Source organism: Dyella sp. NPDC103356 (assembly GCF_055584465.1).
In genome coordinates this window covers 83,480-98,728 of sequence record NZ_JBVJLZ010000008.1, presented here as the reverse complement: position 1 = coordinate 98,728, position 15,249 = coordinate 83,480, and the positions used below count along the sequence as shown (strand labels likewise).

The window sequence follows — 15,249 nt, the reverse complement described above, 5'->3', positions numbered from 1 at the left end:
GCAGCACTTGCAATATGATATCTTTTTGATATCTACTTCTCCCACCTAAGGGAGGGTAGTCATGAACGAGCGTGAAGGGTTTTCCGTCGCCGGTATTCCGATGGTGCTGTTCTGCATCGTGCTGGCGATCGTCGGCGCGGCTTTTTACCTGAATGCCGACCACGATGCGCGCGCGGTATTGCTGGGCGTACCGTTCCATATCCTCGCCGCTTTCCTGGCCAAGGGTTTCTTCCAGGTCGCGCCGAACGAGGGGCAGGTACTGCAGCTGTTCGGCAAGTACTCCGGTACGGTACGCCTGGAAGGTCTACGCTGGACCAACCCGTTCTACAGCCGTCGCCGTCTCTCGTTGCGGGTGCGCAATTTCGAAAGTAGCAAGTTGAAAGTCAACGACGCAGACGGCAACCCGATCGAGATCGCCGCCATCGTGGTCTGGCAGGTTGTGGATACGGCCGAGGCCGTGTTCTGTGTGGACGATTACGAAAACTTCGTGCATATCCAGAGCGAATCGGCGCTGCGCCAGATGGCGCAAAACTATCCTTACGATGCGCATGACGATGGCAAACCATCGCTGCGCAGTCACGGCGAGGTGATCAACAATCACCTGCGCGACGAGATTCAGGCGCGTCTTGAAAAAGCCGGCGTCAGCGTCATCGAAGCACGCATCAGCCACCTTGCCTACGCACAGGAAATTGCCCAGGCGATGCTGCAACGGCAGCAGGCGAACGCGATCGTGGCGGCACGCGAACGCATCGTCGAAGGCGCAGTCGGCATGGTCGCCATGGCGCTGGAAAAACTGCGTCAGCAAGGCGTGGTGGAACTGGACGAAGAGCGCAAGGCCGCCATGGTCAGCAACCTGCTGGTCGTGCTGTGCGGCGATCGTTCGACGCAACCGGTAGTCAACACCGGCACCATCTACAGCTGACGAATGGCAGCCGATAAAAAAGCCTATCCGCTGCGCATCAGCGCCACCGTGCTCGACGCCATGCAGCGTTGGGCCGACGACGACCTGCGCAGCGTCAACGCCCAGATCGAATTCGTGTTGCGCGATGCCCTGCGCAAGCACGACAGGCTCAAACCCGGCGGCATCACACCGGTCATAGACGACGCAATCGACGAAAGCAACGATACCGATAGCTGATCGGAGTTACTTCCATGAATACGCTTCCTCCCGCACTCCCGCAACGGCGTGCTCACCTTCGGCTTGCCTTGTATCTGGGCCTCGCCGCCATCGTGGCGAACCTGCTGGTGCAACCGTATCAGATGGCCTTGATGCCGCACGCATACGCGCGGGTGACGCTGCCGTTGTGGCAGGTCATGGCCTTGCAGGCGCTGCAATCGGGCGTCATGTGTTTCCTGTTGGGCTGGGCGGGTCTGATCCTTGGCGCACGTCACGGTCTTGGCGCACCCTGGCTGCAGGCGTGGATCGAGCACCGCCGTTTCGCCAGGCAAGGACATTGGCTGTTGGCGATCGGCCTGGGTGTGATTGGCGCATTGATCGTGATCGCGTTGACGCACGCCGGAGCAGGGGCTGTCGCTCATCATGCCGGCAACGCCGGAACCGGCATGGCCTGGCGCGGCGCGCTGGCCTCGTTCTATGGTGGCATCGTCGAGGAGACGCTGTGCCGGTTGTTCCTGGTCGGCCTGTTCGTCTGGTTGCTGGCGCTGCTCAATCATCGGCAGGCCTCTCGCTGGATGTATATCGTGGCGATCGTCCTTGCCGCCGTGCTCTTTGGTGCGGGGCACCTGCCCGCCATGATCGCCAGCGGCGTACATCCGACCGCATTCGCCGTAACGCGCGTCATCGGTCTCAATGCCGTCATCGGCATTTTCTTCGGGGGCGTGTATTGGAAATACGGGCTGGAACACGCGATGGTCGCGCACTTTTCCGCCGACCTTGTGCTGCATGTGCTGTTGCCCTTGCTGATGGGCTGATCCGAGCAAGAAGCGGATGGTCGGTCCGGGGCATCGGGCGGAAACTAGCTACATCCGATACCCAGGAGCCCTCCCATGTCCTTTCGCATCACCGGCCTGCCGGCCGAACCGTTCCAGGATCTGTTCGCGCTGTCGGATAGCGAGCTGGTCGCACGCAAGGCGCGGCGCTTCATCGCCGATTCGCATGGCTTTCCCTGCCGGATCAGCCTGACCGATGCCGAGATCGGCCAGGAGGTCATTCTGGTCAACTACGAACATCAGCCGGCCGACTCGCCGTTTCGCTCCACGCATGCGATTTTTGTTCGCGCCGGCGAACAGCAATACGACGCCATCGACAGTATTCCGGAACAATTGCGTCGCCGCCTGTTGTCGGTACGCGGCTTCGATCATCAAGGCATGATGCATGACGCGGACGTGATCGAAGGCAAGCAACTCGAGTCGCTGATCGAACGGTTATTGGAAAACCCGTCGATCGACTATCTGCACATTCACATGGCACGCCCGGGTTGCTACGCCGCGCGAGTGGAGCGCGCCTGAGCGGTCAGGTCCGACGGCGTACCGCAAGACCCAACGCGATCCAGCCGACAATGAAGGCCACGCCGCCCAGCGGCGTGATCGCACCGCACCAACGCGGCGCACCCAGCGCAAGCGCATACAGGCTCCCGCTGAAAAGCACGATACCGATCGCAAAGGCAATTACCGCCCAACGTGCGCCGCGACCGCCGAGGAAAACGGCAAGGCCCAGGGCCAGGGCGTGCCAGAAGTGATATTGCACCGCGGTATGCCAAAGCTCGCTACCGCGTGCATCGAGCACATCTCGCAACGCATGCGCGCCGAACGCTCCAAGAAGTACTGCACTGGCACCGGCCAGGCCCAATAGCCAGGCTGCCCATGCGCTATCGATGGAAGATGAGACAGTTTGTCGCATGACAGGAAATCTCTTGGGAATGACGCGGCGACCAGTCGCGTGTCGTATGCTCACGTATCACGACCGCTGCCGATGTTCTCATGATTGATGTTCGCATGAAGCTCCCTTTCGCGCGCCTCGCCCTGCTGATACCGCTCGCGCTGGCCAGCCTCGGTCTGGCTGCCTGCCATCAGCAGGACGATGCGGTCTGGCGACTGGTCCAGGTGGCCGGCCATATGCCGGATCTCGATTTCCACCTGACCGATGACCAGGGCAAACCGGTCAGCGGCAAAGACTATCGCGGCAAGGTGGTGCTGCTCTATTTCGGCTATACCCACTGCCCTGACGTGTGCCCGTTGACGCTCGCGCAACTGCATGTGGTGATGCAACGTCTCGGCCCTCTGGCCGATAACGTACGCATCCTTTTCGTCAGCGTCGATCCGGCACGCGACACGCCCGAGATCATGCACGCCTATGTCAATGCCTTCGATCCGCGCGCCATTGGCCTGACCGGTTCGGCTGGCGATATCGAGGCGTTGAGCAAACGTTATCGCTCGGCCTTCACGCGCGAGCCCGACAAGGGCGACGGCAACTACGAGGTCAGCCACAGCTCGGCGATCTATGTGTTCGACCGGGAAGGCAAGGCACGTTTGTTGTCCACGCCCAACAATCCGCAAAGCGATATGGTGCATGACCTGCATCTGTTGATCGAACCGGGAACCACACCATGAAGCTGCGGACGCTGTTGTTTGTCGCTTTATTGATGCCTGCGCTTGCCGGCGCTACCGAGGCTCAGCACGTCAAGGCTAGTGGCGCCTGGATTCGTTTGCTGCCTGCCAACCTTCCTGCGGGTGGTTTTGTTACGTTGCAGAACGACAGTGACCAGGCCGTTACGCTGCGCAGTGCCAGCAGTACCGCTTACGCTAGCGTCATGCTGCACAAGAGCAGCACGGACGGTGGCATGGGTCGCATGGAGATGGTCGATAGCCTCGCCGTCCCCGCGCATGGCAAGGCGGAACTGTCGCCGGGTGGTTATCACCTGATGTTGATGGATGCGCCCAAGCCGTTGGCGGTGGGCGACAAGGTCGTCGTGACGCTGGTGTTCGGGGATGGCAGTTCGTCGGAAGTGGGGTTTGTTGTTCGGCCGGCGAATGCGGTGAATGGTGGGTGATGTCTTTCGCTGTTGTGCGAGAGGCAGACTCCCCTACTTCGTCATTCCGGCGGAGGCCGGAATCTATTCCTCAGCCTTCGCTTGTCAGACAACCTTTCGCAAGCAACTACGCTGAGGCATGGATTCCGGCCTCCGCCGGAATGACGGATAGATAGGAATAGGCAAGGAGTGACGCAGCCCCCTCCGCTCGTTACCGCCTCTTCGCAATCACACCTGGCTCCCAACTCTCGCCCGCCGCGTCACCACACGCGGCTTACGCCGAATCCGCCCACTGCGCGACAACCGCACCCATTGCCGCATCGCCAGCAATCCACCGATCGATTCGATGATCGCCGCCGGCACCCACATGATCACGCCGCCCGCGAGCTGCCCGGTCAGCACATTGAAAGTAAACGCGCGCCCGCAGATTTCGAAGATCGGATAAAGGTCCGACTTGGAAAAGGTAACGATGGCTCCGGCGAGAATTTGCGGGCTCATCGTGAGGCCCGGCGACAACACACGTATGCCCGCGATCATGCGCCCCGGCGGATGCGGGCGGTGATCGAGTACCAGCCACCAATAGATAAAGCCGCTGACGATCATCGACCAGTTCATGAAGCGGTAGATGCGCCAGTCGAGCATCGCCAGCGTCTGCATCGATGGGATCAGCCATACGATGATGAAGGCGACAAACAATATCGTCGCCACCGCGGGATTGAGAAACACCGCGCTGAAAAAACGCCATGGCCAGGAGCGCAGCACCGGGCGCAGCATACGAATGCGCCAGCGCAACGGCATGCCTGCTCGTAATACCGAACCGGGGTAGGACGCAATGATCAGCAATGGCGCGAGGTGGTGCAGCAACACCTGCTGGATGCGATGCATGAAGAATTCATGCTCCGCGAAGTAATCCAGATAGGTATGCAGCGACAGATACACGATCGCCATGCCGATCCAGAAGGCGAGACGACGCCCGAGGCTGACCTCGAGCCGCCGGCAACCACGTACATAAAGTACGCAGGCGATCAGAAAAGTCAGCAGAAAGACCCAGGAGAATTCCCAGGGCACGATCCATTTGAGCAGGCTGGACGTCATCGATGATCAGGCCAGGGCCGGGCAATAGCGCAGCATAGTCGTTCGCATGACCTTACCCTACTGCGACACATTGCCGCCGCGCTTACGTGGCGCGACGGCGGTTGCGACGCGAACGTCGCCAGCCATAGAGCAGCCCGAAGATGGCGATCAAGGCCGGGGCCAGCACGATATTGATGAACTTCAGGCGCAGCCCCAGCGCATCGATTTCGGCATTGAGCTGATGCTGCACGTTACGCAGCTCCTTGTTGATTTCCAGCTGCCGTTGCAGGAACTGTTCGACCTCGGCCTTCTGCTCGGCCGTGCCGGCCTCGGCACGGCCCGACTTTGCCGGTTGCAGTTCGGACAGACGGCTGCGTGTTTCGGCGAGCTCACGCTGCAGCTCCTGCTTCTTCGCAAGAAATTTCTGATCGGCCGCGCTTTGCAACGCCTGCACGCGTGTGAATGGCCGCTGCGACGTGGAGTGTCCATGAATCGACAACAGCGCCGACGAGCCGCTCAGGTTGTCGGCAATGTTGGTAATGAAGTCGCCATTGTTGGCGATCGCGCTCAGCTGCGTCTGGCCCAGCAGGTTCTGCGCGTAGGACACCCATAGCCGGTCGGTCAGCAGATCGGTGTCGGCGACCAGGATCACCTCGGCGTTGTCGCCGGAACGGGCCAGATGTCCCGGCGCCTTGGAGCGCTCGGGAAACGCGCTGGGGAACCCGCCATAGAGGCGGGCGGCTATCACGTAATGCTGGTTGTCGCCCTTGTAGTCATCCAGCAGGGTCGCCGGATCGCGGCTCGATTCGCGCACGCGCTGCGCCGGCACCACTTCGGCGTCGCTCGTACTCTGCAGCAACGGCACCAGGCGCGCATGCGCATCGGCAGCCAGATCGAAATAGCCGACGCTGGCGACATTGACGCGTTGCAAGCTGGCGGTCACCACGTCATCGTGGTTCAGCTCCTGCCCGGTCAGGCCCAGCATCGCCGGGTGATTGAGCGCACTGCTATCGGCCAGTTCGATGCGCAATGCGCGTGAGCGATCCAGCACGACCTTCTGCGGGTCGTACTGCACGCCCCAGGCCTTGAACAACCGCGGCAAGTCGGAGTTGTGGTCATCCATCACGCCGTTGCTGTCGACGAAGGGCGTGTTGTCCAGCTCGGCGTCGGGATCGACGAACACCACCAGGCGACCGCCGCGCAGCACGTACTGGTCGATGGCATATTGCGCATCGTCAGGCAGGTGCTTGGGATGGATCAGCAGCAACACCTGGATGTCATCGCCAATGCGCTGCAACTTGGACGGATCGATCGTCTTGAGATCGAACAGCTGGCCAATCTGGCGCATCACCGTCCAGGGCTCTTCGCCGATCAGCGGATTGCCCTGCACCGGCAGGCTGCTGATCACGCCGATATGCGGTTTGGACGGCTGATTGAGCTCGTACAACAGCTTGGCGATGTCGTACTCGAGGAAGGCTTCGCGCGACGGGTCGAATACCGGAATCGACAAGGTCTTGCCGCCCGGACGCGTGTCGCCATCCGCTTCGTTATCGGCACCCGGCGCCAGCGTGCTACCGACCAGACCGAAGAAAACGCGCTCGCCATTGTTGCCGACATTGACCGGGCTCAGGCCATAGCCTTCCGCGCTGGCCTCCTCGTCCGAATACGGTACCGGATCGACGATCTGCAGCCGGATCCGGCCATGCGAGCGCGCAACCATTTCCTGCAGCATCTCCCGCACGCGTTGTTCGTAACTGCGCAGCTGCGCCGAATCGGCGGTGGCGTGATCGGAGAAATACAGCGTCAGCTTGAGCGGTGCACGCAACGAATCGACGATCTGTTCGGTGCCGCCAGTCAGCGTGTAGAGCTTGTCGGAGGTCAGGTCGATGCGATCGGCGCGCATCCAGCGACTGCCCACCAGCGCCAGCAGTATGAAAACGATCACCAGCAGCACGAGTGCGGCGGTCAGCCTGGCGCGGCGACTGAAACGATAAATCACCATCGCGCTACGACGTCCGCTTGAGGTCGAGCACCAGCACGCCGGCCGTCAACCAGGCGGCAATGCTGAGTACGAAATAGAAGATGTCGCGCACGTCGAGCACGCCCCGCGCGATCGCTTCGAAATGCCGCAGCATGCTCAGATGCGCCACCCCGTTGATCAGCTTGCGCGGTAACGTCCCCTGCAGGAAATCCAGTACCTGCGGCTGCCCGGCAAGAATCAATAGAAAACACACCACGACCGTAAGAATGAAGGCGACGACCTGACTGCGCGTCAAGGCAGACAGACAGGCGCCGACGGCCAGCAAGGCGCCCGCCATCAGCCAGCTACCGAAGTAGCCGGCAACGATGACGCCGTTGTCCGGTGAGCCGAGATAGTTGACGGTGATCCAGATGGGAAACGTCAGCAACAGCGCCAGGCCGATAAAAAGCCACGCGGCGAAGAACTTGGCCAGCATCGCCTGCACCAGCGTGACCGGTAGCGTCAGGAGCAGTTCGAGCGTGCCGCCCTTGGCCTCCTCCGCCCACATGCGCATCGATAGTGCGGGGACCAGGATCAGGTACAGCCAAGGATGCATGGCAAAGAACGGTTGCAGGTCCGCCTGCCCGCGCTCGTAGAAATCGCCACTATAGAAAGTCAGAATGCCCGACAGCACCAGAAAAATGACCAGGAATACATAGGCCATCGGGGTAACGAAGTAGCTGCGCAGCTCACGCCGCGCGATGGCGCCGATCGCGGTCACTGGCGCGCCCCCTGGTGAGTGCCGGTCGTGATCTGCCGAAACACTTCATCGAGACGTCCACGCTCGAGTTGTATTTCCGATACTTCCAGACCCTGCTGGCGTAGCAGGCTTTCGACCGGCTCGAGAATGCGCTCGCCGGCTCGCGGAAACACCGTGATGCGCCCATCGAGCGGATCGACCTCGATGGAGGCGACCTGCGGCAGACGTCCGAGCATTTCCTGCGATACACCGCTGCCTGGGGCGCTGAACGAGACGGCGCCGTGATAGCGCGAACGTTCTTCGAGCTCGGCGGGCGTCGCATCGGCCAGCAATCGGCCGTCGGCAATGATCACCACGCGATTGCACAGCGCGTGCACTTCTTCGAGCAGGTGCGTTGAGATGAGAATCGTGCGCTCGCGTGCCATCGCGTCGATCAACTGACGTACGGTGTGTTTCTGGTTGGGGTCGAGGCCGTCGGTAGGTTCATCCAGCATCAATACCGGCGGATCGTGAATAATCGCCTGAGCCAGGCCGACGCGGCGACGCAAACCCTTGGACAAGGTATCGATGCAGGTGTCGAGCACGCTTTCCAATTGCAGCCGGCCGACCACTTCGTCGAAACGACGGTATCCCTGGTCCGCGCCCATGCCACGTACGCGCATGATGAAGACGAGGAACTCGCGCACGGTCATTTCGCCATAGCTCGGCGCGCCTTCAGGCAGATAGCCCAGGGCACGCTTGGCCTTGACCGGCTCCTTGACGACGTCATGCCCGCATACGCGCGCGGTACCGCCACTAGGCGTGAGAAAGCCGGCGACCATGCGCATCACGGTGGTCTTGCCTGCGCCGTTGGGGCCGAGCAGGCCCAGCACCTGACCGGGTTCGGCACGAATGCTGAGTGCATCGACCGCAGTAAGGTTGCCGTAGCGTCGGGTGAGGTTGTCGGTCTCGATCATGTCCGTACGGAAAGCCAAAAGCGTGACGGCGCGAGGGCTCGCAACCACACTGCAATGTACCCCAAGAGCGGGCGAAAGTTCTCTCAACTCAAAAGAAAGCCCCTCGCTAGGAGGGGCTTTCGGGTATTGCAGTGCCGGGTGGTGGCTTACTTGGCCGGCTGGGCAGCCGTGCTAGCCGGGGCCGGCGAGGTACCGGACGAAGCCGGTGCGTCATCCAGTGTCGGCGGCTTGATACCGGCTTCCTGCTCCGGGGTCTGCTCCGGTGCATTGGTGACCGGCAGATAGACGTCGTAACGAGCGTAGCTGGTGACTTCGTCGCCCTTCTTCTCTTCCGGCTTGGCCAGGATGTCGTACGACGGGTTGGTGACGTCGTCGAACTTGTAGCCGTGCGTCTGCGAGTAGGCCTTGAGCATGTCGCGGGTCTGCGGCACGCCGGCGAAGGTGCCGTTCCACTCGCCCTTCAATGCCGGGCCGCCGAAAGCGAGCATGCCGCGCACATTGTTATCGACGATCAGACGGCCATAACGGTCGGTGCTGCCCGGCGTAGCCGAATCGGCAGGAGCGGCCGCGGTGCTGTCGCTTGCCGGAGCTGCGCCGTCGGCGAGCTGCGGCGGCTTCGGTGCGGTCAGGTCGTGGCTCTGGCCACCGACGTTCAGGCTGGTTGCGCTGATCGGCAGGGCCACATCGAAGTTGTAGGTCTGGTCGCCATAGTTCGTGGTGAACAGAATGCGCGGGCCAGTGATGTTGACGTTGAGCTTCTTGGCCGCAGCCTGGATCTCGCCGGTGGCCTTGTCGACCGCGTCGTTCAACGCGTCCAGGCCGCCCTTGCGCTCGATCGAGGTCGAGACCAGCAGCACAGCCGTCGGCTGGGTCTGTTCGACGTACGGGATCAGCTTGCTGTAGTCGATGTTCGGCACCTGGGCCAACACGTTCTGCAAGTTGTTCAGGCTGAACTGGATGAAGGCATCCGGGTCGCCATGAATGTACAGATTGGAATAACGGTTGATCAGGTTGAAGCCGTAATCGACGTCATAGGACCAGGTGACCTTGGTCAGCTGATTGCGGCTGCCCTGGCGGTCGAGCTGCAGGGTGAAATGCTTGTCGTTGCCGCGCCAGCTGCTGTCCAGGTTCCAGACGATCTTGGCGGACTTGGTCTGCGTATCGAGCTTGTCGAAGCTCGGATCGTTGCTGGCGATGGTCATCTTGCCCGTGCCGACCTTGTCGTCGTCACTGGACCAGCTCATCTCGGCGCCCGGGCCATAGGCCTTGCCGCTGAAATCGTATTTGGTGTTGCGGTCGTACTGACGCTGGACCGAGAAATCGGGGAAGCGACGGAAATTGTTCAGCACGTCATACACTTGACGCATGTCCTTGCCGACTACCAGCGACCTTTCCACGTGGCCACTGCCAGGCATCACAAAGCCCACCACGACGCCAACGATGGCGACGATGATTAGGGCAACAATAAATTCTAGAACACGCATCATTCCAGGGTTCTCCGAACATCTCTCTAGGCGGCACAAGGACGTCGCCGGAGACCTGATCCGCCACGGTTTAATCCCCAAAAAATCGCGTCGTGACGGGGGTCGGCCAGCGCCTAAGCCCTCGATGGTACTTGCTTGCGGGCGGGAACGCTATTGGGACGTAGGCACGAGATGACGCCCCATTTCTGTGCTGCGTCGCGCCATTCTGGTGCATGACGAGGGATCGGCTGCGCCATGGCGGGCCGCGAAGGCCGCCATGGCGCAATCAAGGCATCAGACGATGCCTAATTCGAGTGCCTTGAGCACCGCGCGCGTACGGTCGCGTACGCCGAGCTTGGAGAGAATGTTGGACACGTGATTTTTTACCGTGCCCTCCGCCACCTTCAGCGAGTTGGCGATTTCCTTGTTGCTGTAGCCGCCGGACAACAGACGCAGAATCTCCGTCTCGCGCTCGGTCAACGGGTCGGGCTGTTCCAGGCTGGTGAACTGGTTCTGCATGCGCCCCACCCCGGCCAGAAGGCGCTGGGTGACCATCGGCGCCACCAACGAGCCGCCGGCGGAAACGGTACGCACTGCCTCGACCAGTTGCTCCAGCGACACGTCCTTGAGCAGATAACCGCGTGCACCGGCCTTGAGGCCTTGCAGCACGAGCTGGTCGTCGTCGAAGGTGGTGAGAATGATGGTCGGCGGCAATTCGTTGCGTGCCGATAACGCCTGCAGCACTTCAAGCCCGCTCATATTGGGCATGCGCAGATCGAGCAATACCACGTCGGGTTTGACCCGAGGGATGTCCTGCACCGCCTGCGCACCATCGGCGCATTCGGCTACCACCCGAATATCTTCGGCCAGATCAAGCAGGGAACGGACGCCCTGGCGGACAAGGTTCTGGTCGTCAACGAGACAAACGGAAATCATCGCGAATCCTCGAAACGTAAGTAGCCCACACGATCATGGACGACGGGGAGAACGATGCTGCATCCGGGTCGCACATTCTGACACGACACGGCAATTTCTAGCGATCCCCTCACGGGACCCACCCCTGGGGCACCGATAGCGCCGGTGGCTCGAAGCGGGCCGGAGCATGCGCCAGCGACGACTCTTCGCCCAGCGGCAGGCGGATATTGAGGGCAAAACCACGGGTCATGCCGGTGGCGTCCACGGTGACGCTGCCGCCGAACTCCGCCAGGCGCTCGCGCATGCCCGACATGCCATTGCCCGGCTCGAACTGTGCCGCGCCACGGCCGTCGTCACGCGCGTACAGCCCTAGCAGGTTGTCCTCGGCGTAAGCGAAATTCAGCCAGAGATTGCGCGCATCCGCATGCTTGGCAGTATTGGTGATGATCTCCTGCGCGCAGCGCAGCAGCACCTGGGCGCGACGCGGATCCTCGACGCTGAAGCGAGGCGGCGTCTCGAGATGGACCTTGAGTCCCGGCACCCCTTCGACCAGGCTGCGCAAGGCATGAGTCAGGTCGATCGCATCGTCCTGGCGCAATTCGCTGACCGCCTCGCGCACATCCGACAACAGGTGCTTGGCCGTCGCCTGCGCCTTGCGTACGTGTTCGGAAGCCTCCGTGTTGCTCAAATGGCTGGCCACCTCGAGATTGAGGGTCAATGCGGTGAGGTGGTGGCCGATCAGATCATGCAGCTCGCGCGCGATGCGCATGCGCTCGGCGATACGGGTCGACTCGGCCAACAGCGCGCGGGTGGCCCTCAGTTCGGAATTGAGCCGCCGCTGCACCTCGCGCTCCTCGACCAGCTGGCTGGCGATGGCCGAGGTGAAGAAAGCCAATACCGACATACCCATGTAAACGCAGACCTGCAGCACCGCACCGGTCCAGGTCCAGGTCGGGTAGTAGGCGATGATCGGAATCAGCAGCAGGTGCTGGGCCAGCATCCAGGCCAGGCCCGAGACCATCGGGAGCTGCCAGGGCAGCACCATGGCAATCACCGTCATCAGCATCGCCGACAGGCCGCTCTGGCTGAACCAGCCCACCGCGATCGCCGAGCCGGTCAGCAAGACCAGGCCGACCACCTTGGTCAGGCGGATGCCCGAATCGAGTCGGCTGGTCAGCAGCAGGTAGTTGGCGCCGAACACCAGATAGCTGATGACCCAGCCCAGGATGATCGGGCTCTTGCTCCACGAAGCGTTGACCAGGGCCAGGCCCCAGGTGCTCTGCAGCAGCGGCACCCCTACGCACAGGTAGGTGAACAGCCCGATGTAGCGCAGTACGCGCTGATGATTGAATGAGTGCCATGGCATACCGGCATCATAGGCACAGTACGGCGTGGTGCAATGCGCGAGAAGTCATTGCCCAAAGGGGGCAAATGGCCCTGCAGTCCGGCACTTTACAAACGTTTTACATGGTGCATCGTGATATGTGTCGCTGTGCGCACCGTGTCATAATGGCTCAACACGCGGGCTGCCCAAACGGGCTCGTCCTGGATCACCCTAGATTGCGGAGCAACGAATGGCCCTAGCCATCCGCGACGTGCGCGAGCACGACCTGGATGCCGTACTGGCGCTCAACAACGCCGCCGGCCGCTCCATCCTCGCCCTGGACGCCACAAGGCTGCGCTTCTTCTTCGAGCATGCGGACTATTTCCGTGTGGCCGAGATCGACGGACACCTGGCAGGCTTCCTGATCGCCATGCGCGAGGGCCGTTCGTACGACAGTCCCAATTACGTGTGGTTTGGCGAGCACTATCAGCAATTCGTGTATATCGACCGCATCGTGATCGCCAATGCCTATCGACGTCATGGCCTGGGGCGTATTTTCTATTGCGACGTCAACAGCTACGCCGAAGTGCGCGTGCCGTTGCTGACCTGCGAAGTATTCCTGGAGCCCCGCGACGACGTGGTGGTGCTGTTCCACGGCACCTATGGCTTCCAGGAAGTCGGCCAGCAGCGCATGGGCGAAGACGGCCCGCAAGTCAGCCTGCTGGCCAAGGACCTGCCCAGTTACGCGTATGTGCGCGACACTTACCTGGAGCACGGCGGTCTGCCCAACGTGCCGTGGCTTGCCGAACGCACGCCCTTTCACTCTCCCGACTCCAACCAGCGCCGCCTCGCCGGAGAGCGGCGCCAATGAATGCAAGAATGGATCAAACAACTTCAGACGCCTGTGATCTGCGCTTCGGCCAGGTCGGTATTGCCTGTGTACGCGTCAAGCGTGTCGATGCCGCCGCACTTTGCGACGAGCTGGAACGCCGTGTTCGCTCCGCCCCGCAGCTGTTTTCCCGCGCCGCGGTAGTGCTGGACCTCAGCCATCTGCTCGACCTGCCCGACGACGGCACGGTCGACGCCCTGCTCGAAGCCGTGCGCAGCGCCGGCATGCTGCCCGTGGGCCTGGCCTATGGGACCAGCGAAACCGAGGCGCTGTCCAAGCGCATGGGCCTGCCGCTGATCGCCAAGTTCCGCGCGGCCTACGAGCCGGCCAATGGCGGCAGCATCGCCCATCCGGCGGCCGAACCGGCCGCTACGTCCGTTGCAGCACCTGCGCCACAGCAGCCACAGGCGGTGGAATCTGCCGGCCCCGTGCTTGGGGCGCAGAGCCATGATGGCGCCGTGCGCTCAGGCCAGCAGATCTATGCACGCGACCGCGATCTGGTCGTGACCGGCGCGATCGCCAACGGCGCCGAAGTGATCGCCGACGGCAGCATCCATATCTACGGCGGTCTGCGCGGTCGCGCGATGGCTGGCGCGCAAGGCGACGAGAAGGCACGCATCTTCGTTTCCAACTTTCATGCGGAGCTGGTGGCCATTGCCGGTCACTATCGCGTATTTGAACAGATCCCGAAGGACCTTGAGGGCAAGGCCGTGCAATGCTGGCTCGATGGTGAAAAACTGCTGATCGCCAAGCTTTGACGTTCTTCAACCCATTACGTATTCAACTACTACAAGAAATATAAGCGGAGATGACCCTTGACTGCTGAGATTATCGTTGTCACTTCAGGCAAAGGCGGCGTCGGCAAGACCACCACCAGCGCCTCCCTTGCCACTGGCCTGGCCATGGCCGGCAAGAAAGTCGCGGTGATCGATTTCGACGTCGGCCTGCGCAACCTGGACCTGATCATGGGTTGCGAACGCCGTGTGGTGTATGACTTCGTCAACGTCGTGCAGGGCGAAGCCACGCTCAAGCAGGCGCTGATCAAGGACAAGCGCTACGAAACCCTGTACGTGCTCGCCGCCAGCCAGACGCGCGACAAGGATGCATTGACCCAGGAAGGGGTGGAAAAGGTGCTCGACGGCCTGTCCGAAGAAGGTTTCGAATACGTCGTCTGCGATTCGCCCGCCGGCATCGAAAAAGGCGCGCATCTGGCGATGTACTTTGCCGACCAGGCCGTGGTCGTGGTCAACCCCGAGGTTTCCTCGGTGCGCGACTCGGACCGCATTCTGGGCCTGCTCGCCAGCAAGACCCGCCGTGCCGAACGCGGTGACGGCCCGATCAAGCAGAACCTGCTGTTGACCCGCTACAACCCGACCCGTGTCGCTGCCGGCGAAATGCTCAGCGTCAAGGACGTGGAAGAAATCCTCGGCATCAGTGTCGTCGGCGTGATTCCCGAATCGGAAAACGTGCTGGCCGCCTCCAACTCGGGCGTGCCGGTCATCCTCAACAACGATTCGTTCGCCGGCCAGGCCTATAGCGACACCGTCGCGCGCGTGCTCGGCGAAGAACGTCCGCTGCGTTTCATCGACGTGCAGAAGAAGGGCTTTCTCCAGCGGGTATTCGGAGGTTGATCGCGATGGGTATTCTTGATTTTCTCAAGCGCAAGCAGGAGCCGACCGCCACGGTGGCAAAGGAACGCCTGCGCATCATCGTCGCGCAGGAACGTTCCACCCGCGGCGCTCCCGACTACCTGCCGCTGCTACGCAACGAGCTGCTGGAAGTCATCAAGAAATATGTCCATGTCGATCTCGAAGCCATCAACATCAATGTCGAGCGCGACAGCGGCCACGAAATCCTGGAATTGTCCGTCGCCCTGCCCGATGGCAAGGTCGAGGCCAAGCCAGCCGGTTGATGTTCAA

The 15,249-nt window shown here is 61.7% G+C and carries 18 protein-coding genes; 10 read left to right on the top strand and 8 right to left on the bottom strand.

The genetic code is table 11. From position 1 onward, the window contains the following. The first annotated feature begins 61 nt into the window (after nt 1–61). From ACZ6WW_RS18100 to ACZ6WW_RS18085, 4 genes are all read left to right on the top strand, one after another. Nucleotides 62–922, top strand: coding sequence for an SPFH domain-containing protein (locus tag ACZ6WW_RS18100; RefSeq protein WP_465275420.1), 861 nt, complete (start codon nt 62–64; stop codon nt 920–922). 3 nt (nt 923–925) lie between these two features. Further along, nucleotides 926–1,138: a type II toxin-antitoxin system antitoxin gene (locus ACZ6WW_RS18095; protein ID WP_465275419.1), complete on the top strand. Its 213-nt coding sequence runs from the start codon at nt 926–928 to the stop codon at nt 1,136–1,138. 14 nt (nt 1,139–1,152) lie between these two features. Beyond that, nucleotides 1,153–1,932, top strand: coding sequence for a CPBP family glutamic-type intramembrane protease (locus ACZ6WW_RS18090; RefSeq protein WP_465275418.1), 780 nt, complete (start codon nt 1,153–1,155; stop codon nt 1,930–1,932). A gap of 75 nt (nt 1,933–2,007) precedes the next feature. Beyond that, on the top strand, nt 2,008–2,469 hold the full coding sequence (locus ACZ6WW_RS18085; RefSeq protein WP_465275417.1) for a DUF1203 domain-containing protein: 462 nt from the start codon (nt 2,008–2,010) through the stop codon (nt 2,467–2,469). A 4-nt stretch (nt 2,470–2,473) separates the two neighbouring features. Here ACZ6WW_RS18085 and ACZ6WW_RS18080 read toward each other — a convergent pair whose 3' ends face one another. Beyond that, complete coding sequence (locus ACZ6WW_RS18080) at nt 2,474–2,860, bottom strand: DUF423 domain-containing protein (RefSeq protein ID WP_465275416.1); 387 nt, start codon at nt 2,858–2,860, stop codon at nt 2,474–2,476. Nucleotides 2,861–2,955: 95 nt separating this feature from the next. Here ACZ6WW_RS18080 and ACZ6WW_RS18075 point away from each other — a divergent pair, with 95 nt between their 5' ends. Both ACZ6WW_RS18075 and ACZ6WW_RS18070 read left to right on the top strand, forming a co-directional pair. Beyond that, nucleotides 2,956–3,570: an SCO family protein gene (locus ACZ6WW_RS18075; RefSeq protein WP_281849750.1), complete on the top strand. Its 615-nt coding sequence runs from the start codon at nt 2,956–2,958 to the stop codon at nt 3,568–3,570. Beyond that, on the top strand, nt 3,567–4,010 hold the full coding sequence (locus ACZ6WW_RS18070) for a copper chaperone PCu(A)C (protein WP_465275415.1): 444 nt from the start codon (nt 3,567–3,569) through the stop codon (nt 4,008–4,010). The genes ACZ6WW_RS18075 and ACZ6WW_RS18070 overlap by 4 nt, the downstream gene beginning before the upstream one ends. Nucleotides 4,011–4,217: 207 nt before the next feature. On the opposite strand, the gene ACZ6WW_RS18065 is transcribed toward ACZ6WW_RS18070, so the two are convergent. The 7 genes from ACZ6WW_RS18065 to ACZ6WW_RS18035 all read right to left on the bottom strand — a co-directional run bounded on the left by ACZ6WW_RS18065 (nt 4,218) and on the right by ACZ6WW_RS18035 (nt 12,483). Continuing rightward, nucleotides 4,218–5,084 carry a cytochrome c oxidase assembly protein gene (locus tag ACZ6WW_RS18065; RefSeq protein WP_465275414.1) on the bottom strand — a complete coding sequence of 289 codons (867 nt, stop codon included), beginning with the start codon at nt 5,082–5,084 and terminating at the stop codon, nt 4,218–4,220. Between the two features lie 82 nt (nt 5,085–5,166). Beyond that, nucleotides 5,167–7,065: a GldG family protein gene (locus ACZ6WW_RS18060; RefSeq protein WP_465275413.1), complete on the bottom strand. Its 1,899-nt coding sequence runs from the start codon at nt 7,063–7,065 to the stop codon at nt 5,167–5,169. Nucleotides 7,066–7,069: 4 nt separating this feature from the next. After that, nucleotides 7,070–7,747, bottom strand: coding sequence for an ABC transporter permease subunit (locus ACZ6WW_RS18055; protein WP_465275527.1), 678 nt, complete (start codon nt 7,745–7,747; stop codon nt 7,070–7,072). Nucleotides 7,748–7,800: 53 nt separating this feature from the next. Continuing rightward, nucleotides 7,801–8,739: an ABC transporter ATP-binding protein gene (locus tag ACZ6WW_RS18050; RefSeq protein WP_465275412.1), complete on the bottom strand. Its 939-nt coding sequence runs from the start codon at nt 8,737–8,739 to the stop codon at nt 7,801–7,803. A 146-nt stretch (nt 8,740–8,885) separates the two neighbouring features. Then, the gene (locus ACZ6WW_RS18045; RefSeq protein ID WP_465275411.1) at nt 8,886–10,226 is read right to left on the bottom strand and encodes an SRPBCC family protein; all 1,341 of its coding nucleotides are present in this window, start codon (nt 10,224–10,226) and stop codon (nt 8,886–8,888) included. A gap of 270 nt (nt 10,227–10,496) precedes the next feature. After that, nucleotides 10,497–11,138: a response regulator gene (locus ACZ6WW_RS18040; RefSeq protein ID WP_090454427.1), complete on the bottom strand. Its 642-nt coding sequence runs from the start codon at nt 11,136–11,138 to the stop codon at nt 10,497–10,499. A 109-nt stretch (nt 11,139–11,247) separates the two neighbouring features. After that, nucleotides 11,248–12,483, bottom strand: a complete 1,236-nt coding sequence (locus ACZ6WW_RS18035) for a sensor histidine kinase (RefSeq protein WP_281849759.1) — start codon at nt 12,481–12,483, stop codon at nt 11,248–11,250. A gap of 208 nt (nt 12,484–12,691) precedes the next feature. Between ACZ6WW_RS18035 and ACZ6WW_RS18030 the strand changes: the two genes are divergently transcribed. Genes ACZ6WW_RS18030 through minE form a run of 4 tightly spaced genes read left to right on the top strand, consistent with a single transcriptional unit; the run spans nt 12,692 to nt 15,242 of the window. Then, nucleotides 12,692–13,312, top strand: coding sequence for a GNAT family N-acetyltransferase (locus ACZ6WW_RS18030; RefSeq protein ID WP_465275410.1), 621 nt, complete (start codon nt 12,692–12,694; stop codon nt 13,310–13,312). Further along, entirely contained in the window at nt 13,309–14,088 is a 780-nt protein-coding gene (minC, locus tag ACZ6WW_RS18025) for a septum site-determining protein MinC (protein WP_465275409.1), read from the top strand. The genes ACZ6WW_RS18030 and minC overlap by 4 nt, the downstream gene beginning before the upstream one ends. 57 nt (nt 14,089–14,145) lie before the next feature. Then, on the top strand, nt 14,146–14,961 hold the full coding sequence (gene minD, locus ACZ6WW_RS18020; protein WP_281849762.1) for a septum site-determining protein MinD: 816 nt from the start codon (nt 14,146–14,148) through the stop codon (nt 14,959–14,961). 5 nt (nt 14,962–14,966) lie between these two features. Next, nucleotides 14,967–15,242 carry a cell division topological specificity factor MinE gene (minE, locus tag ACZ6WW_RS18015; protein WP_281849763.1) on the top strand — a complete coding sequence of 92 codons (276 nt, stop codon included), beginning with the start codon at nt 14,967–14,969 and terminating at the stop codon, nt 15,240–15,242. The last annotated feature ends 7 nt before the right edge of the window (nt 15,243–15,249 follow it).